The following is a 19,350-nucleotide window of genomic DNA, read 5'->3' as shown; positions in this document are numbered from 1 at the left end:
CGATGAACAAGACCGACTTTATGACCGGCTGGTTGCCGAAGAGCGCCACACCCGGGGCCAGTGCCGAGCATTTCGCGCCGAGTAACATCGCTCTGTGCAAATACTGGGGCAAACGCGATACCGAGCTGAACCTGCCGGTTAACGGTTCCCTGTCGGTGTCCCTGGATCACCTGGGCAGTCGCACCCGCGTGGAGCCTATTGATGGCGAAACCGATTCGGTCTGGCTTAACGGTACCCAGCAGCGGCCGGATTCCCGTTTTGCCAAACGGGTCTCGGCGTTTATCGACCTGTTTCGTATCTATCACCCGGAGCAGGCGTTCCGGGTTACGACAGAGAACAATATCCCCACGGCGGCGGGGCTGGCCTCGTCGGCATCCGGTTTTGCGGCGTTGACCAAGGCGATGAACGACGCCTTCAAGCTGGAGCTCAGCGATACCGAGCTTTCCGTTATGGCGCGCATGGGCAGCGGTAGCGCCTGCCGCTCCCTGTTCGACGGTTTTGTCGAATGGCAGATGGGCGTGCGTGAGGATGGCATGGACAGCTATGCGCTGCCGCTGGAGCAGTGCTGGCCCGGGCTCTGCGTGGGGCTGATCCACGTGGATGAGAACGAAAAGAGCGTCGACTCCCGCGCCGGAATGCAGCGCACCAAGGAGACCGCGCATCTGTACCAGAGCTGGCCGATGCAGGCGGCCGCGGATCTGAGCAAGCTGCAGCAGGCGATTGCCGAGCGCGATTTCGCGCTGCTGGGCAGCGTTGCCGAGCAGAACGCACTGTCGATGCACGCCACCATGATCGCCTCCTGGCCGCCGCTGCTTTACTGGCAGCCGGACAGCGTCGCCGCGATGCAGAAGATCTGGAAGCTGCGGGCCGAGGGTCTGGCGTTGTATTTCACCATGGATGCGGGCCCCAACCTGAAGCTGCTGTTCGAGGATGCTTCTCGGGGTGCGGTGGAAGCGCAGTTCCCGGGGCTCGAAGTCGTCCAGCCTTTCGGCATCTAATCTTCGTTGAACACATCGAATACCGGGTTTGTTCTGACCCGACAGCAGCGTGACGTCAAAGATCGCATTGAACTGAGCTACTGGTTATCCACCGCGGCGGGAGCCCGTCGCGTGGATATTCAGGGCGAGGAGGCGGTGTTCTTTATTCTCGCCAGCGATCAGCAACGGGTCAGTGAGCTGCTGTCCGGTACGAATGGCTGGCGCCTGCGCGAACTGCCGCTGAAGGATCTCTCCCAGCAACCTATCTGTGCGCTCTATTGCCGCAGCCTGGCGCTTTGGCGGCAGGCGATCGAGCGTCTGCAGCAGGCGGGTATCGGGCTGATGGAAGAGGATATCCGCCCGGTGGACCGTTACCTGATGGAGCGCTTTGTCCAGGCGGGCGCCCAGGTAATTGAACGCCGCGACGGCATAGCGCTTAAACCGGCCGATTACGCTCCCGGCTTTCGTGTACTTTCCATCGACATCGAAACCACCATGCGCGCCGACCGGGTGCTGTCGGTGGCGTTACAAGGGGCTAGCTCAGGGGATGAGCTCGAACGGGTGCTTATTAACGGCCAGGGCCCTGCTGAATCCTGGATCGAAAGCTGTCAGGGCGAGCGGCATCTGCTGGAGCGCTCCATCGCGGTTATCAACGAATACGACCCGGATATCCTGATCGGCTGGAACGTCATCGGCTTTGACCTGCGCGTGCTAGAGGTCCGCGCCAAGGCGTGTGGACTGACGTTCAATATCGGTCGAGTCAGCACAGGCAGGGAGCCTCAGCCGATTCTGGTGGATCGAGCCCAGAACGGGCGCTGGTTTGCGCGTATTCCTGGCCGGGTGGTGCTGGATGGCATCGATACGCTGAAAGGCGCAACCTGGCGCTTTGAGCGCTACGGCCTCGATTTTGTCGCCCATGAACTGCTCGGGCGAGGTAAGGCGATCGACAAGGTGGATGATCGCGGCGCCGAGATCCAGCGCCTTTATGCCGAAGACCGGATGGCGTTTGCGGTGTACAACCTGGAGGACTGCCGGCTGGTCAGCGAGATCTTTGAGCACGCCGGCCTGATCGCATATCTGATCGAGCGGGCGCGCCTGACCGGCCTGCCTCTGGACAAGGTGGGTGGCTCTCAACAAGCGTTCGATAACCTCTACCTGCCGGCGTTGCATCGGCAGGGGCATGTGGCGCCTCAGTATGCCTCTGGCCGTTCGGACCTGACCATTCCCGGTGGTTTTGTCATGGACTCGCGGCCGGGGCTTTACCGCCATATCCTGGTGCTCGACTTCAAAAGTCTGTATCCAAGTATCATCCGCACCTTCAAGATCGATCCGTTGGGGCTGGCCCAGGGGCTGGTTGAGGACGCCGATCCCGACGACCTGGTGCCCGGTTATCATGGCGCCATCTTCTCCCGTTCACGCACGCTGCTGCCCGGCATCATCGAACAGCTCTGGCAGGCCCGTGACCGCGCCAAGGCCGAGGGTAATGCGCCACTTTCCCAGGCGATTAAGATCCAGATGAACGCCTGCTACGGGGTGCTCGGTTCCAAGATCTGCCGTTTCTTCGATCAGCGTCTGTCCGGTTCGATTACCCTGCGCGGCCACCAGATTCTTAACCAGACCGCGGAGCGGATCGAGGAGCATCACGGTCATCGGGTGATCTACGGCGATACCGACTCGGTCTTTGTCTGGCTAGGCGATGACTGGCCCGATGAGAATACTGCCGAATATGGTCAGCAACTGGCGGCGGAGCTCAATAGCTGGTGGCAACAGCGGCTGCAGCGGGAGTTTGACCTGGAGAGCGCCCTGGAGCTGCAGTTCGAGGCGCACTACGAGCGTTTCCTGATGCCGACCATGCGGCACAGCGAGAAGGGCACCAAGAAGCGTTACGCCGGTCTAAAACGTAAGGCGAAAGGGCCGAGTGAGCTGGTGTTCCGCGGCCTCGAATCGGTACGCACTGACTGGACTGCGCTGGCGCGGGATTTTCAGCGTGAGCTTTATGAGCGGATCTTCCATGATCGCCCTTACCGGGAGATGCTGGAGGAGACGATCAACCGGCTTAAAGCGGGCAATAGCGATGATGAGCTGATCTACCACCGTCGTCTGCGACAGCCGCTGGATGCCTACACCCATAACCAGCCGCCCCATGTGAAGGCGGCCCGGTTGCTGGAGGCCGAGCGCCGCAGTCGCGGCTTGCCGCCCGCTTATGGCATCGGCGACAGTGTGCGTTACCTGATCACCGTGAATGGGCCTGAGCCGGTGGAGCTGTTGCGCTCGCCGATCGACTACCAGCACTATATCGACAAGCAGTTGCTGCCGGTGGCTGATTCGATACTGCCGTTTATCGGTGAACATTTTGAATCTCTGGTAGCGCCGCAGATAGGGCTGTTCTGAGAGCGTGACGTTTGCTGAGCCTGGCTTGCGCTCCGAAGCTGCAGTCACTGTGTACAAGGATAGAAAGCGGCCAAAACTGCCCGAAGAATGAAAGCGAGAGGCTGATGTACGATCCTGATCGAAACCGCCGCCGTATGGGCCGGCTGATGACACATCTGACCTGGGTCGCCATCCTGGCGATGCTGACGCTGTTCTTCAATAACTACATCGACTCGCGTGAAAACCCCAACGCGGATCTCGCCTATATCAATGGCAGCGACTCCGAGGTGGTGCTGCAGCGCAACCGCGCCGGTCATTACCAGGCGCCGGGGCGTATCAATGGTGAGCGGGTCAATTTCCTGCTTGATACAGGCGCCACGATGGTCAGTGTGCCGGAGTCGTTGGCGGAAGATCTTGGCCTTAAGCGCGGCGCACCGATCCAGTCGATGACCGCCAACGGTATCGTTACCGTTTATCGCACTGAGCTGGATAGCGTGACTCTCGGCGGTATCCGGATGAGCAACGTCAGCGCCACCATCAACCCTGGTATGCACGACCACCTGGTGCTGCTCGGCATGAGCTTTATGCAGCACCTGGAGCTGACCCAGCGCGACGGCACCCTGACGCTTAGAGTGCCGGATTAAGACCGCTTCTCTTTCCTAAGCTCGTCCCAGCCTTCCGTCTATCGGATAGGCTGGTGCAGATCAAAGAAACGTTTGATTTGTGCGACCAAACTCCCGGTTTAAGCTTTAATTCAGATGTCTCTTAATTAGGCTTCTGGGTATCCGGCAATGAAAAAAATAATAGCTTCGACACTGACCTGCCTGTTTCTGCTGCTGAGCGGCTGCGCCTCGGTCTCCATGACCTCGCTCGATGCGGACCGACAGGCAAAAGAGTTCGCAGTGGCCAGTGATAAATCCAATATCTATCTTTACCGGAACGAGATGTTTGGTGGCGCCATAGCGATGCCGGTCAGCCTCGACGGCAAGATGGCGGGGCGGACAGGGCCAGAAACCTATTTCCTCTGGGAAGTGGAGCCCGGCGCTCATGAGGTGATCTCCCATACCGAGAATGAAGCGCGGCTGAGGTTGAGCACGGAGGCAGGGAAAAACTATTTCATCTGGCAGGAGGTCAAGATGGGAATGTGGACCGCCCGCTCACAGCTCCATGAGGTCTCTGAAGAAGAGGGCAGAGCGGGCGTACTTGAATGCAAACGGGCCGATAGTGATATCTGAAGCTATCGACTTTCCAGCTAAACGAAACTTTTGCTCAGGCCTGGTTAGCTGCCAGGCCTGAGTTGTTATACCTCTGTCGACTTCTGCGATCTCTTTTCCCTCCAGTGCTCAAGGCGCTTCACCTGCTTGTCAGCTTCATCACAGAATCCCCGGTGCATCGCCTAAGCTGCGAGGGGCATTTCTGCCTAACTGTTTGAAATGACTTTCTACTTTAGTTTCTGGACCAAAAAGTGAATGGGTCGGTGAATCCGGTCGACTTGTTGTGATCGATGTTCCGGTCGATGGTCGATGGTCGATGGTCGGGGTGAGGGAGTAAGGCTAATGCTCGATGTGGCGATTATCGGTGGCGGGCTCTCCGGGCTCTATCTGGCGCAGAAGCTTTGGAGTAGTGGGCGCTCTTTTGAGCTGTTTGAGGCTCGAAGCCGATTTGGCGGTCGTATTCTAAGCCGGCCCGTAAAGGGGGAGTTTAACTATGACCTGGGCCCCGGGTGGGTCTGGCCCGACTCCCAACCACGAATCGCGGGTCTGCTCAGGTCTCTGGGGCTGAATACCTATCCACAATGGGTCTCGGGCGATTCCCTTTACCAGATCGACCGCGATAGGGCGGCGCAGCGCTATAGCGATCCGGCCACCTATGCCGATGCCCGGCGTGTCGAGGGCGGCACCGCCGCGGTGATCGACAAGCTGGTTCAACATCTGCCAGCGGAGCGCCTGCACAGTGCTCACCGGCTGGATGCGCTGACCGATGCCGGAGAGTACATCCTGTTAAACCTGGAGCATCAGGGGACGCAGCGACAACTGTTTGCTCATCAGGTGGTGCTTTGTATGCCACCGCGTCTGCTGGCCGAGAGGGTCGCTTTCAAGCCGGCGCTGGCGCCTTCATTGCAGCGGTTGATGCGGGAGACGCCCACCTGGATGGCCGGGCAGGCGAAAGCACTGATCCGCTATAAATACCCATTCTGGCGGCAGCAGCGCCTTTCCGGAGCGATGCTGTCCGGCTACCCGAGTGCGATGCTGGCAGAGGTGTTTGATGCCGGGGCCGAGCAGGGCGGTGATGCGGCCCTGTCGGGATTTTTCGCACTACCCGCTGAACTGCGCCGGCGCTGGCGAGACGATCTGGAAGCGTTGCTGCTCGATCAGCTGGTACGCGCCTTTGGGCCTGAAGCGGCAACGCCCGAGTCGGTCGAGATTCAGGATTGGGCCGACGAGGCACTGACGGCGGCGACAGCGGATGCCCAGCCGTTGAGTGCGCACCCGGACTATGGACATCCCTGGTTTGAACTGGATCACTGGAACGACAAGCTTCTCTTTTGCGGTAGCGAGACCGCTACGCACTTTGGTGGCTATCTGGAAGGAGCGCTGGAGGCGGCAGAACGAGTTGCCCAAGCGCTTAATCTTAGCGAGCAGACCTCATCTCTGGGGCCTGAGACAGGAGAGCTGCAGCATGCCTCTGAGTTTACTGCACGATGAGCTGGTCGGCTGGCGCAAGCTGATGAAACGCGAATATGACCGCCAGGTAAACCGGGATCTGTCGCGACAGAACTCTGATGGCCTGCTGAAACGTAACCTCGTCGATGTGCTGCGGCGGGGTTATAACGCTGCGCTGGAAAAGCTTGCTCAGCTGGAAGCAGAGCATGGCAAGGTCGATTCCGCAGCCAGAACACACTCGGTGTTGCAGCCGCTGGAGGGGTCGGCCGAGGAGCTGATCGAATACGCGGTGCAGAAACACCGCACCTCCTGCGCACTATCCAACTTTCCCGCCGAGCATCGCCCCAGTGCCGCTTATATCGGCGAAGTCCTGCACGCCGTCGGCGTACAGTGGGATGAGTTTAAGTTCAAGCTCGGCGAACGCTAGTCCAGTGTCTGGAGCTGCAGCGCCCAATGGCTCAGTGATGGCTGTCGGGATAGAGCTCTTTCGCTCCCGAGCGCAGCGCAGCCAGCATCTGCGACAGTGTCAGCGACTCCCGTCGTCCCTGAATCGTGATAATCCCCACCGGCGGCATCTCCAGCGGCAGTTCGATCGGCAGACGATAGAGCAGGCCCTGGTCACAGAAGTGGCGCGCTACGCTGCCCGCCACATAGCCAATCGCCGGACGCTGCTGGATGGCGTTGAAGATCGCCAGAAAGGAGGCGGTTTCGATCAGATCGCTGGGCGGATTGATGCCGTGCTTGTAGAACATCTGGTTCAGCTTCACCCGTGACGATGCCCAGGGCGGCGGCACCACCCAGCGATCATCCACCAGGTCTTTCCAGTCCGGCGACTCCAGCTGCGCGGCCGGATGTTCCGGTGAGCAGACCAGGCACATCTCTTCGTCGTAAAGTGGTTCGGTGGCCAGGTCCGGCGCTGCGTAGCCTGGCTCCAGGCGGCCGACGATCAGGTCCAGCTCTCCGGTACGCAGTTTTGGCAGCAGTCGCTTCAGGTCGCCCTCTTCAATCAGAGCGGTGGAGTGGGGCGAGTGACGCTTCAACGTCTCTATGGCATGGGAGAGCAACATCGGCATCACCACCACCATGGCGCCAATATTGACGCGGCCGGCGGCGCCGCTGGCCACGGCGCCGAGCTCGTCACAGGTTTTGTCGTAATCCGCCTGTACGGCGCGGGCAAAGCGAATGATCGCCTCGCCATAGGCGGTGGGTTCGGTGCCCTTGGTGGAGCGGATAAACAGCTCCAGTCCAAACATCTTTTCGATCTCGGCGAGCATCTTCGAAACTGCCGGCTGGGTCAGCGACAGGCGCTCGGCAACACGGCCGATATGGCGAAACTCATCCAGAGCAACCAGCAGTTGCAGGTGTCTCAGCTTCAGGTTCGACCTCAGAACCCGGTCCAGATCATTCACGCTAACCCCCTGTTTTTATGCCAATAGATGAGCTCTGTTTTTCGTATCGGTGAGTTATTCTAACTCTATACATAACTAAATGGTTATGAATACAGTCGATACTTTCATTTTAAAGTAATGATTCTGCCGCGCATACTCCGCCTTAACCACACTCCGCAAGTGAGTATCCGGAATTAAGGCCAGAGGAAGTTTCATGGCAGAACAGTCCAGCGTGTCTCCGTTGATGAGACTCCACCCTGCAGACAACGTACTGGTAGTACGTCGCGCTGTGTCGCTTGGCGATGAGGTGCCGGAGTTCGGCGTCAAGGTGCGCGCTCAGGTCCCTTCAGGGCACAAAATCGCGGCCCGTCTGATCAAGCAGGGCGAACAGATCTGCAAGTACAACACGGTGATCGGCGCGGCTACCCGCGATATCGAAGCCGGTGAGCATGTTCACACCCATAACATGGAACTGGTGGACTACTACCGCGATCCCGAGTTCTGCGCCGATGTAAAACCGGTGGATTACCTGCCGGAATCGGAACGTGCCACTTTCCAGGGTTTTGTGCGCCCCGATGGCCGGGTCGCCACGCGTAACTTCGTCGGCATTATGTCGTCGGTGAACTGTTCGGCCACGGTGATCAACCAGATCGCTGCCTACTTTACCCCTGAAAAGCTTGCCGACTATCCGAACGTGGATGGCGTGGTCGCCTTCGCCCAGACCAGTGGCTGCGGCATGTCCTCCCCGAGCTACCACTTCGACGTGCTGCGTCGTACCCTGGCCGGTTACGCCCGCCATCCCAATATGGGTGGTGTGCTGATCGTGGGCCTGGGTTGCGAGCGCAACCAGGTGGCGGGCCTGATGGAGTCCCAGGGGCTGGAAGCCGGTAACCTGGTGCGCTCTCTGGTGATGCAGGAAACCCGCGGTACCCGCGCCTCTATCGAAGCGGGTATCGAAGCGATCAAGGAGATGCTGCCGATCGTCAACCAGGTGAAGCGAGAGCCGGTGAGTGCTAGCCACCTGAAGATCGGCCTTGAGTGCGGCGGTTCCGATGGTCTCTCCGGTATCTCTGCCAACCCGGGTCTTGGCGCCGCCATGGATATTCTGGTGCGTCACGGTGGCACGGCGATTCTGTCTGAAACTCCTGAGATTCACGGTGTCGAATTCATGCTGACCCGCCGTGCGGTAACGCCGGAAGTGGGTCAGAAACTGCTGGATCGCCTGGCCTGGTGGGAAGAGTACACCCGCGGTCATGCCGGCCAGTTTAATGGTGTTGTAGGGCCGGGTAACCAGGCTGGAGGACTTGCGAATATCTTCGAGAAGTCGCTGGGCTCCGCCATGAAGGGTGGTACCACGCCGCTGCAGGAGGTGTATGAATACGCCGAGCCGATCGACAAGGCCGGGTTCGTGTTCATGGACTCACCGGGGTATGATCCTGTTGCCGTTACGGGACAGATTGCCAGCGGCGCCAATATTATCTGCTTCACTACAGGGCGTGGGTCCATGTTTGGGTCTAAACCCGCTCCTACTATCAAACTGACCTCCAACACCCCGGTGTTCGAGCAGCTCAGCGAAGATATGGATATCAACTGTGGTCAGGTCATTGACGGAAAACTGTCGATCGAAGAGATGGGGCAGGAAATTTTTGACCACATTCTGCGTGTCGCCTCGGGCGAGCGCAGCTGCAGCGAGAAGCTTGGTCTAGGCGATCACGAGTTTATCCCCTGGCATATCGGTATTGTCAGCTAACTTTTTTGGAGGTGTCACCTTGGCATTCAGCTTCGATCGTCAGGATCTGATCAAATCACAGAACTTCATCGCCGGCCGTTGGCAGGATGCGGTATCAGGCCAGGTTTTCCCGGTGCTCGATCCGGCCGATATGACCGAGATCACCCGTGTTCCCGATAGCGGTGCCGCTGATGCGCAGAGCGCCGTCGAGGCGGCGCGCGCTGCGCTGCCGGCCTGGCGCGCAACACCGGCCAAGGCTCGCGCTGCGATCATCAAGCGCTGGAACGCCCTGATCCTTGAGAATAAAGAGGAGCTGGGCAAGCTGGTTTCCTATGAGCAGGGTAAGCCGCTGGCCGAGGGCATTGGTGAAATCGTTTATGCCGCGAGCTACGTGGAATGGTTTGGCGATGAAGCTGCCCGCATCACCGGTGAGGTGATCGAGTCTCCGGTAGCCGGTCGCAAAATGTTCGCCGTGCGTGAGCCGGTGGGTGTCGTGGCCGTGATTACTCCGTGGAACTTCCCGGCGGCAATGATCGCCCGCAAGATAGCACCGGCACTGGCCGCGGGTTGCACCGTAGTGGGCAAGCCGGCGGAAGATACCCCGCTGACCTCCCTGGCGCTGGCCAAACTGGCTGCAGAAGCCGGTGTGCCGGAAGGCGTGCTGAACCTGGTTTGCGCTTCGCGCGAACAGACCCCGGAAGTGGTCGATGTCTGGCTCGACAGCCCGCAGGTGCGCAAGGTCAGCTTTACCGGCTCCACCCCGGTAGGCAAACACCTGGCTCGCCGTTCCGCGGATACCCTGAAAAAGCTCTCCCTGGAACTGGGTGGCAACGCGCCGTTCGTGGTGTTTGACGATGCCGATCTGGACGCCGCCGTCGATGGCCTGATGGCTGCCAAGTTCCGCAACGGCGGTCAGACCTGTGTCTGCCCGAACCGTGTCTATGTTCAGTCCGGCGTGTTCGACGAGTTCGCCGCCAAGCTGACCGAGCGTGTTGCCGCGCTGAAGGTCGGTCCCGCCACCGAAGAGGGTGTGATGATCGGGCCGATGATCAACGAGCGCGCCGTGGACAAGATTCTCAACCACATCAACGACGCCGTCGTGCATGGCGCCAAGGTGCTGACTGGCGGTCGCCGGGTACGCGAAGAGCTGGGTCCGAACTACATCGCACCGACCGTGCTGGCCAACGTGTCCAACCAGGCCGTGCTCTGCTGCGAAGAGACCTTCGGTCCGGTAGCGCCGCTGTTCTCCTTTGAAACCGAAGCGCAAGTGATCGCCGCCGCCAACGATACGCCGTTTGGTCTGGCCGGTTACTTCTACTCCGAAAACGTCAGCCGCATCTGGCGTGTGGCCGATGCGCTGGAGACCGGCATCGTCGGTATCAACGAAGGCGCGGTGGCTTCGGAAGCAGCGCCGTTCGGTGGTGTTAAAGAGTCCGGCTACGGCCGCGAAGGCTCGATCCATGGCCTCGAAGACTTTATGCAGATCAAGTACCTGTGTCAGGGCAACCTGAAATAGCCTTGAGCGCAAGAAAACGAAAGCAGCCTTGAGCAGGAGAGTGAAACAGTGAGCAATAGCTTTAAACAGGCGCTGGCCAAGGGCGAAGCCCAGATCGGTTTCTGGCTTTCCATGGGCACCGGCTACAGTGCCGAGATGTCGGCCACCGCTGGTTTCAACTGGCTGCTGATCGACAACGAACATGCGCCCAATGACCTGAACAGCACGCTTGCCCAGCTGCAGGCGGTGGCGCCCTATTCAAGCCATCCGGTGGTCCGCGTGGTTCAGGGCGATGCGCCGGGCATCAAGAAGATGCTGGATATCGGCGTGCAGACGCTGCTGGTGCCGATGATCGATACCGCCGAGCAGGCGCAGCAGATGGTCTCTTTTACCCGGTATCCGCCAGAGGGGATTCGCGGTGTTGGCGCCGCCGTGGCGCGTGCGTCGCGCTGGAACGGCATCAAGAACTATGTGCACCAGGCCAATGACGAGGTTTGTCTGCTGGTTCAGGCCGAGACCGTAACCGCGCTGGAAAATCTCGAAGCGATCTGCGCCGTGGACGGCGTCGATGGTGTCTTTATCGGTCCCGCCGATCTGGCGGCGTCCATGGGGCACCTGGGCAATCCGGGTCATCCGGATGTTCAGGCTGCAATCGATCAGGCGATCAAGACGATCGTCGCATCCGGCAAGGCTGCTGGAACATTGACAGGCGACGTGGCTCAGGCGCGTCGGTTCCTGGAGCTGGGCGCGACCTTCGTGGCCGTAGGACTGGATGTCACCCTGATGATGCAGGCCACCCGGGCTCGGGCGGCTGAATTCGGACTGGGAGAAGCGCCTGAAGCAACCAAAGGGCCGTATTGATACGGTCCCTGATCGAGTGACGGGCCGCGACAGGGTGGCCCGGAAAGCGAAAAGCAGATAACCGAATAACTAAACCCCGCAAGAATAAAAAGGAAGGACCATGAAAAAAGCAATTACAGCATCCGTTCTTCTGGCCAGCGCGCTGACCTCCGGAATGGCACTGGCCGAATACCCCACCAAGCCGATCACCATGGTGATTCCTTACAACGCTGGCGGCGGTACCGATGTCCTGGCGCGCGCGCTGCAGCCCGCACTGGAGAAATCCCTGGGGCAGACCATCATCGTCAACAACATCCCCGGTGGAGGCGGCATCCTGGGATTCACCAAGGTGGCCACCGCCAAGGCGGACGGTTACACCGTAACCATCCCCAACAACGTGATCTTCGCTACCGAAGGCATGGGTAACGCCACCTACAAATCCACCGGCTTCGATTACCTCGGTAACGTGCTGACCGAAGACTACGTGGTCGCCGTGCGTGCCGATGGCCCCTGGCAGACCTGGGATGAGCTGGTTGAGGACATGAAAGCCAACCCGGGCAAGATCAAGTTCGGTTTCTCCGGCTACGGCGGTTCCACACATGTCGCCAGCGCTATCCTGGCGCGTAACATCGGTTACGAAGTGAAGCAGATCCCGCATGACGGCTCCTCCAAGGCCGTGGTTGCTGCCATGGGCGGTCATATCGATGCGCTGATGCTGAACCTGGGTGACCTGGCTTCCGGCCTTGAGTCCGGCAAGCTGCGCCCGCTCCTGTCCCTGGGTGAGAAGCGCATGGAAGAGTATCCGGATGTGCCGACCCTGAAAGAGGAGGGCGGTGAGCTGCTGCTGACCAACTGGCGCGGTGTTGCCGCACCGGCGGGTGTCAGCGATGAAGTGAAGGAAGCCTGGGGCGAAGCGCTGAAAGCCGCGACCAGCGACCCGGCCTTCGTCAAGGCGATTGCAGCGCAGGGCGCGACCATCGATTACGTAGCGCCGGGTGAAGAGCTGGACCAGCGTATGCAGGGACTGGCCAAGGAGTTCATTGAAACTGCACAGGAACTCAAGCAGTAACAGAGAGGCCCGGCCAGATGGCCGGGCCCAGTTTTTAACGGGTTGGATGCAGATATGTTAAGAATCAAAGAGCAGCAGATTTTCTATCTGCTGTTGATTGCGGCGGCAGGTTATTTTCTCAGTATGGCTCAGGCTATCCCCACGGGGATGGGCGTAAAGGGGGATCCCGGTGCGGGATTTCTGCCGTTCTGGATCAGTCTCCTGATCATCGTGCTGACAGGCTATCTGCTGGTTAAGGATCTCTTCTCTGGAGAGGAGGGCGAGAGCCAGCCCATCGGGCTGAAAGAGGCGTTCGCCCTGGTGATTACACTGGCTGCAATCGCCGTGTATATCCTGCTGCTGACCCACGTGGGCTTCCTGATCAGTACGCTGGCGTTCCTGTTTGCGTTCCGCTTGCTGGTGGATAAGTTCATCAGTGGCGCAAATCCGGGTCTGCGTTCGATTCTGGCGTCTGCGCTGTTTTCCGCTGTGGCCTCAGGTTTTATCTACCTGGTGTTCGCGGTCATATTTGAGCTGTCATTGCCCTGAGCGGCATAGAGGAGTTGTTTTATGCTCGCTAACTTCGCCGATGCGGCAGGGTTGTTTTTCAACTATCAGATTTTCCTCGCCATCGCTTTCGGTACCCTGCTGGGTCTGGTGTTCGGCTCACTGCCGGGCCTGACCGCCACCATGGGTATTGCGCTGCTGCTGCCGCTGACCTTCGGCATGGAGCCGGTCACCGGTATCGGTATGCTGCTGGGTGTCTATTGCGGTGCGATCTCGGGCGGCTCTATCCCGGCCGCGCTGCTGAATATCCCCGGTACTCCCTCCTCGGTGGCGACCACCCTTGATGCCTTCCCGATGGCGCGCAATGGCGAGCCGGGTCGCGCACTGGGGCTGTGTATCGTCTCCTCCTTTGTGGGCGGTCTGATCAGTGTCGCGGTATTCGCGTTCATGTCACCGGTGGTGGCGGACGTGGCGCTAAAATTCAGCGCTATCGAGTACTTTGCCCTGGGTCTGTTCGGTCTGACGATTATCGCGTCTGTCTCCGGCGACTCCATTATCAAGGGGCTGGTTGCCGGCCTGATCGGGGTGTTGATCTCACTGATCGGTATCGACTCCCTCACCGGTATGGTGCGTCTGACCGCAGGTATCCCCGAACTGATCGGCGGCGTGGATTTCATGCCGGCGCTGATCGGTCTGTTTGCGCTGTCGCAGATTATTCGTGATGTCACCTCCGACGATGCAATGCTGAATACCGAGAAAAAGGTGCGCGTTTCCAACGCTTATCCGCGCGTACGTGAAACCCTGAGCAAGTGGAAGGTGTGGCTGAGCAGCTCGCTGATCGGTGCCATCGTGGGTGCGATTCCGGGTGCCGGTGGCAGCATCGCCTCCTTCCTGGCCTACGATCAGGCCAAGCGCATGTCGAAAACACCGGAGAAGTTCGGCAAGGGTACGCCGGAAGGTGTGGTGGCCTGTGAATCCGCCAACAACGGCATGACCGGTGGCGCACTGATTCCGATGATGACCCTGGGTATCCCCGGTGATGCGTCTGCGGCGATCCTGATGGGTGGCCTGCTGATTCAGGGACTGCAGCCTGGTCCGATGCTGTTCCAGGAGCAGAGCAATATCGCCTACGGCATTATCATCGCCTTCCTCATTGCCAACATCTTCATGTTCAGCTTCCAGTCGATCGGCATCAAGCTGTTCGTGCGGGTGCTTCAGATTCCGCGTTCCTACCTGATGCCGTTCATCATGGTGATGTGCATCCTGGGTTCCTACGGTATCAGCGGTACGCTCAGCTCCGCCTGGATTCTTCTGTTCTTCGGTGTGTTCGGTTATTTCCTCAACCGCTTCGGCTTCAGCGCGGCGCCGGTGGTGCTGGGGATGATCCTGGGTTACATGGTGGAGTCGAACTTCCGTCGCGGCATGACCATGTTTGAAGGCGACTGGACCATCTTCTTCACTCGCCCAATCAGCCTGACATTCCTCATCCTGTCAGCCCTGTCTATCGGTCTGCCGCTGTATCAGCGCTACCGCAAGGCGCAGAAAGCACGGCAGCTGAAGGCTAGCGAAGCTTAATACCCGGTCCCGAAGTAGAAACAAAAATCCCGGCCTGAGTGCCGGGATTTTTTTCGTCTGTGATAGGGGGCTTTAGAGGGTTGCAGAGCTCAGACGCGTTCCATGCCGGTCTGATCGGTCATGCCAGAGATATGCTCCGATAAACGTGTCACCGCGTGCTCTATCTCCTGCATACCGTCGCTGACCAGCGCAATCTTGGCGATCTCGTTTTCCAGGCTCTCCTTCACCGTGTCTATCTGGCCCACGATGCTGCCCATCAGGTTGGCGTTGGTGGAAACGATCTTCTTGATCTGTTCGGTGGTCTGCTGACTGCGCTGGGCCAGGTTGCGTACCTCGTCGGCAACGACAGAAAACCCGCGTCCGGCATCGCCTGCTCGCGCGGCTTCAATGGCGGCATTGAGTGCAAGCAGGTTGGTCTGCGCAGCGATCTCTTCGATCGCTATCGCCATCTGGTGGATCGAGCCGGCATTGCTGCTGAGCTCTTCTATAACCCCGGCGACGCTGCCGACCCGCTGGGTGACCTTGTCCGAGGTTGTCACTGCTTCCGATAGTGTCTGCTGGGCGATCTGAGTGATCTGCGAGGTCTCTTCCGAGATGGTTGCCGCGAAGGTGATATTTTCCTCCTGGCGACGCACACGATCGGAAATATCGGCCGCAACCTTGATGATCTTGCTGACCTTCTGCTCCTCGTCGAAGACCGGGTTGTAGGAGGCTTCCAGCCAGATCGATTTTCCGTCGGAGTTCAGGCGTTCGTATTTGCCGCTGCGGAATTCCCCCTGGGCCAGCTCGCGCCAGAAATGAGGATGATCACGGTAAAACTCGTCTCTGCAGAACATCCTGTGATGTTTGCCGACAATCTGCTCCAGCGTATATCCCATCGCGCCGAGAAAGTTCTCGTTGGCGTCGAGTATGGTGCCGTCCGGTGTGAACTCGATGATCGCCTGGGAGCGGTCTATAGCGCGGTAGACGGAATCGCGGTCGTTGGCTTTTATGGTCAGTTCGGTCACATCGTTGCCGAGCTTGATCACCTGGGTGACCTCGCCCTCGACATTTTTCACCGGGATATAGGTCGCCTCGATATAGATGCGCTGGCCGAGCCGGTTCAGACGCTTGAAGGTTCCCCGTAGCGGTATGCCTGCGGCGCGGTCGCGCCAGAACTGCGCATAGTCCTGGGTGCCTGCGTAGCCTGCATCGCAAAAAATGCGATGGTGCTTGCCAAGAACATCTGCTCGATCGTAGCGGGTGACGTTCAGAAAAAGCTCGTTGCAGTCGACTATCTGCCCGTCCGGGGTGAACGCTATGTAGGCGACCGACGCCTTGACCGCGTTAAGGATATCGGTGAGTTCTCCGCAGGAGAGTTCTAGCTGTGCAAGGTGCTGTTGCGACTGACTGGGCTTGCGGGAGCTTGAAAAAATCATAGGCCACCAACACGTTGAAAATGAACGTTGCGAACAGTGTTTATTCCGATGGTCATCAATACCTGCCCGATTTCAGCGATCGAAATCAGCCTGTGCAGGGCTGCCGTGCAGAGGGGAGCCGGCCCGATCTTTTTGATAATTGTTTTCATCTACTATAGTGCCAATCAATAAACACTGCGACCCCCTCTACCAAGGTTGAGCATTAATCATCGTTTCGCATTATTGCCAAATACGACTCAGGTGCGGATGACGCTGTGAGACTGCGAACACTCTCAGTGTTAAACAAGCCGCCTAGTAAAAAAGCTGCTTGCTAAACAATGTATTGGTTAAAAGGTATCGGTTTAAGCGAGGTGAGGGTTAACAGGATGTAAGGGCTCAACGGTGTTTTGTTAATCCTTTTTATTTTTGTCGATGTTGTGCCATCAGGCGGATCAATCGCCAGGAATCTGTTCTTCAGACTTTTACTGCAGCGCTAGACTCGAGTTTAGCTGTCACGAAATTGACCACAACTCACTGAATAGCAGGGCGCAGGCCAAGTACAGCTTGGCATAGTGATTCTGCAGGGTGGCTCTTTATCCTGGTTCTGAATCGTGGATATGGCGGTAAATGTTGGCTCGATAGCAAAACAGAATAATAAATACTGATAATAAGAAGGGTTACAAATGGCTTCTCTAACTGGCAAATACAGGGCTAACGCCCGTTCCAGCGCGCTCCTCGGTGCATTGATCGGAGGCTTGGCTTTTGCTCCATTGGCTTTGGCTGAACGCCCCAATATCGTTTTGATCGTTGCAGACGACCTGGGATATACCGATCTCGGGGTGACCGGCGGTGAAATCGATACACCGAACCTGGATCAGATGGCCCAGCAGGGCTTGCTGATTTCGGACTTCCAGGTGTCTCCACAGTGTTCGCCGACACGCTCGATGATGCTTTCCGGCACCGATAGTCATCTGGCGGGTATGGGACAGATGGCCGAGTGGAAAAAGGCACCGAATCAGCAGGGGCAGCCGGGCTATGTCGGCTACCTGCGAGACGACGTGATGCCGATCTCGGAAACGTTGAAAAACTCCGGCTACAACACTTACATGGTGGGCAAATGGCATCTGGGGCTGGATGAGCCGCACATGCCTCACAACCGAGGTTTTGAACAGTCGTTTGTTCTGCTTCAGGGGGGGGCGAGTCATTTCGGCACCCAGAAGGGCTACACCCCGGAGAAGCCTATCGCGCCCTACCGGGACAACGGCAAAGAAGTCGAGTCACTGCCGAAGGACTTTTTCTCTACCGACTTCTATACCGACAAGGTGATCGAGTATATCGACGCGGATAGAAACGGCGATAGCAAAGAGGACAAGCCGTTTTTCGCCTACGTAGCCTACACCGCCCCGCACTGGCCCTTGCAGGCACCGGACAGCTGGATCGACAAGTACAAGGGGCGCTACGCCCAGGGTTTTGAGGCGCTGGCACAAGAGCGCAGCGAGCGGGCCAAAGCGCTTGGTCTCTTCCCCGAAGATGCCGCTCCTTATGCCTTTACACCACTGAAAATTCATAACGCCTGGGACTCTCTGTCCGACGAGCAGAAAGCCGTATCAAGCCGCAAAATGGAAATTTATGCGGCGATGGTGGCGAACATGGATTTCAATATCGGTCGCCTGCTGCAACATCTGAAAGAGATCGGCGAGTACGACAACACCCTGTTTGTGTTTATGTCCGATAACGGACCGGAGGGCGGCAATCCCATCAACATCTGGAAACGCTACGGTGAGCAGGTAGCCGCAGACTGGAAGGCGACCTACGACCTGAGTCTGGAGAACCTGGGCCGGCCGAACTCGTTCGCGGCTTACCAGGAGTGGGCGCAGGCCAGTGCGGGACCCTTCCGCGACTTCAAGGGCACCGTCACCGAAGGCGGTATCCGCTCGCCGCTGATCGTGAAATACCCCGGTGGCGTGATGGGCAAGGTGAACACCACGGCGCTGACCACGGTGATGGACCTGGCGCCGACATTCCTTGATGTGGCCGGTGCCGAGCATCCGGAGACCTACAACGGCATCAAGATCTATCCGCACAAGGGTAAGTCACTGATGCCGATGATCAGGGGCGAAGCCGAGGCGGTGCACGACAGCGACTATGCGGTGGGTGTCGAGATCGACGAGAAACAGGCGCTGCGCAAGGGTGACTGGAAGCTGGTGTGGGTTAAGAAGGGACCTGTCAAAACAGATGGCTGGCAGCTGTTCAATATTGCCAGTGATCCCGGTGAAACCACTAACCTGGCCGACGCGAACCCCGACAAACTTGCCGAGATGAAGCAGGAGTGGGAGCGCTACGTGGCTGAGAATGGCCTGGTCATCGCGGAGTGGCCGGAGCAAAACTGATCGCCCGCTAATGAATACCCCGGCGTCAGTCTGGCGCCGGGTCTCTTCCACAGCAAAGCCGTCTCGCAGAAGAGGGCTGACGGAGTAAGTCTGGCTAGGCCGAACCCATGCGCCGCTTCGCCCTTGCGGATACACCGTTGCGCAGTGCCCAGCGCAAGGAGGGTGCAAGCAGGTGCATGCCTGACTGGATCGCCTTGCGCCGCAGTGGACTCAGTTTGATACCCGCCATCTCGAGCCCCCAGTCCGGTAGCAGATCCACCCCGGCTCGCGCCATTATATAACCCACGGGTTTGGTGACGACGTTCGGCGTCGGTGCCGTCAGCAGCAGTTGCAGGACTTCTGCGGTGCGTTCATTAAAACAGAGCTCCGGTCGCATCCGTTCGATATAGGCGTCTATATCCTGCCGCGTGCGCGGGACATTTTTCGCTCCCAGTGCTTCGGCAATCAGCGCCACCTCATCGAAATAACGGTCCTGCTCGGCAAGGCTCAGTGTTGGGTCGCCATAGCGCAGGTAACCCGCCATAAAGCTGCGAACCTCGGCCACATGCACCCAGGTCAGCAGTTCCGGATCATTGGCGGAGTAGGGACGCCCGTCCGGCGCGACACCGGTCACTTTGCCATGAATCTCACGCACAAGACCGATCAGCCATTCGGCGTCTTTCTGTGCGGCAAAGGTGGTGCCGGCGATAAACTGGCTGGTGCGGCGCAGGCGACCGATCATATCCTCGCGAAAGGTGGAGTGGTCCCAGACGCCGGCCAGGGCCAGCGGGTGCAGCATCTGCAGCATCAGTGCGCCGATGCCGCCGCAGAGCATGGAGGGAAAGTCCGCATGGACGGTCCAGCAGACGCTGCCTGGGCCAAACAGGCCGGGGTCGCCCTTCGGGTTTTCATAATCGATCTGGTTCAGGGCGAGCCCCGTGATGCTGAAAACCTGCCGCTCGATGCGCTGCCTGATAAATTCCATGCCGTTT

At 58.8% G+C, this 19,350-nt stretch carries 16 protein-coding genes; 13 read left to right on the top strand and 3 right to left on the bottom strand.

Features of this window, described 5'->3' with window-relative positions:
- The first annotated feature begins 2 nt into the window (after positions 1 to 2).
- The 6 genes from mvaD (at position 3) to C4S72_RS11740 (ending at position 6,437) form a co-directional block, all read left to right on the top strand.
- Positions 3 to 998, top strand: coding sequence for a diphosphomevalonate decarboxylase (gene mvaD / locus C4S72_RS11765; RefSeq protein WP_104003317.1), 996 nt, complete (start codon positions 3 to 5; stop codon positions 996 to 998).
- A 6-nt stretch (positions 999 to 1,004) separates the two neighbouring features.
- A complete protein-coding gene (locus tag C4S72_RS11760; RefSeq protein WP_104003316.1) occupies positions 1,005 to 3,368 on the top strand; it encodes a DNA polymerase II in 2,364 nt (787 codons plus the stop codon).
- 104 nt (positions 3,369 to 3,472) lie between these two features.
- Positions 3,473 to 3,991, top strand: a complete 519-nt coding sequence (locus tag C4S72_RS11755) for a retropepsin-like aspartic protease family protein (RefSeq protein ID WP_104003315.1) — start codon at positions 3,473 to 3,475, stop codon at positions 3,989 to 3,991.
- A 147-nt stretch (positions 3,992 to 4,138) separates the two neighbouring features.
- Positions 4,139 to 4,582, top strand: coding sequence for a DUF2846 domain-containing protein (locus tag C4S72_RS11750; RefSeq protein ID WP_104003314.1), 444 nt, complete (start codon positions 4,139 to 4,141; stop codon positions 4,580 to 4,582).
- A gap of 321 nt (positions 4,583 to 4,903) precedes the next feature.
- Positions 4,904 to 6,052 (top strand): flavin monoamine oxidase family protein, encoded by a 1,149-nt coding sequence (locus tag C4S72_RS11745; protein WP_200826755.1) that lies wholly within the window; start codon positions 4,904 to 4,906, stop codon positions 6,050 to 6,052.
- Entirely contained in the window at positions 6,027 to 6,437 is a 411-nt protein-coding gene (locus C4S72_RS11740; protein ID WP_104003312.1) for an amine oxidase, read from the top strand. The genes C4S72_RS11745 and C4S72_RS11740 overlap by 26 nt, the downstream gene beginning before the upstream one ends.
- A 31-nt stretch (positions 6,438 to 6,468) precedes the next feature.
- Here the strand turns inward: C4S72_RS11740 and C4S72_RS11735 are convergent, their stop codons facing one another.
- Positions 6,469 to 7,419: a LysR family transcriptional regulator gene (locus tag C4S72_RS11735; RefSeq protein WP_104003311.1), complete on the bottom strand. Its 951-nt coding sequence runs from the start codon at positions 7,417 to 7,419 to the stop codon at positions 6,469 to 6,471.
- Positions 7,420 to 7,612: 193 nt separating this feature from the next.
- Between C4S72_RS11735 and C4S72_RS11730 the strand changes: the two genes are divergently transcribed.
- The 6 genes from C4S72_RS11730 (at position 7,613) to C4S72_RS11705 (ending at position 14,592) form a co-directional block, all read left to right on the top strand.
- Entirely contained in the window at positions 7,613 to 9,148 is a 1,536-nt protein-coding gene (locus C4S72_RS11730; RefSeq protein ID WP_104003310.1) for a UxaA family hydrolase, read from the top strand.
- 19 nt (positions 9,149 to 9,167) lie between these two features.
- Complete coding sequence (locus C4S72_RS11725; protein ID WP_104003309.1) at positions 9,168 to 10,643, top strand: NAD-dependent succinate-semialdehyde dehydrogenase; 1,476 nt, start codon at positions 9,168 to 9,170, stop codon at positions 10,641 to 10,643.
- A 48-nt stretch (positions 10,644 to 10,691) separates the two neighbouring features.
- The gene (gene hpaI / locus C4S72_RS11720; RefSeq protein WP_104003308.1) at positions 10,692 to 11,483 is read left to right on the top strand and encodes a 4-hydroxy-2-oxoheptanedioate aldolase; all 792 of its coding nucleotides are present in this window, start codon (positions 10,692 to 10,694) and stop codon (positions 11,481 to 11,483) included.
- A 100-nt stretch (positions 11,484 to 11,583) separates the two neighbouring features.
- Positions 11,584 to 12,531 (top strand): tripartite tricarboxylate transporter substrate binding protein, encoded by a 948-nt coding sequence (locus tag C4S72_RS11715; RefSeq protein WP_104003307.1) that lies wholly within the window; start codon positions 11,584 to 11,586, stop codon positions 12,529 to 12,531.
- Positions 12,532 to 12,585: 54 nt separating this feature from the next.
- On the top strand, positions 12,586 to 13,059 hold the full coding sequence (locus C4S72_RS11710; protein ID WP_104003306.1) for a tripartite tricarboxylate transporter TctB family protein: 474 nt from the start codon (positions 12,586 to 12,588) through the stop codon (positions 13,057 to 13,059).
- Between the two features lie 21 nt (positions 13,060 to 13,080).
- The gene (locus C4S72_RS11705; RefSeq protein ID WP_104003305.1) at positions 13,081 to 14,592 is read left to right on the top strand and encodes a tripartite tricarboxylate transporter permease; all 1,512 of its coding nucleotides are present in this window, start codon (positions 13,081 to 13,083) and stop codon (positions 14,590 to 14,592) included.
- Between the two features lie 89 nt (positions 14,593 to 14,681).
- Here the strand turns inward: C4S72_RS11705 and C4S72_RS11700 are convergent, their stop codons facing one another.
- A complete protein-coding gene (locus C4S72_RS11700; RefSeq protein ID WP_104003304.1) occupies positions 14,682 to 16,010 on the bottom strand; it encodes a methyl-accepting chemotaxis protein in 1,329 nt (442 codons plus the stop codon).
- 662 nt (positions 16,011 to 16,672) lie between these two features.
- Between C4S72_RS11700 and C4S72_RS11695 the strand changes: the two genes are divergently transcribed.
- Positions 16,673 to 18,379, top strand: coding sequence for an arylsulfatase (locus C4S72_RS11695; protein WP_104003303.1), 1,707 nt, complete (start codon positions 16,673 to 16,675; stop codon positions 18,377 to 18,379).
- Positions 18,380 to 18,473: 94 nt separating this feature from the next.
- Here C4S72_RS11695 and C4S72_RS11690 read toward each other — a convergent pair whose 3' ends face one another.
- Positions 18,474 to 19,343, bottom strand: coding sequence for an oxygenase MpaB family protein (locus tag C4S72_RS11690; protein ID WP_104003302.1), 870 nt, complete (start codon positions 19,341 to 19,343; stop codon positions 18,474 to 18,476).
- Between the last annotated feature and the right edge of the window lie 7 nt (positions 19,344 to 19,350).

Source organism: Marinobacterium lutimaris, from assembly GCF_900108065.1.
Classification (GTDB): Bacteria; Pseudomonadota; Gammaproteobacteria; order Pseudomonadales; family Balneatricaceae; genus Marinobacterium_D; species Marinobacterium_D lutimaris.
This window is presented reverse-complemented; position numbering and strand designations above follow the sequence as displayed.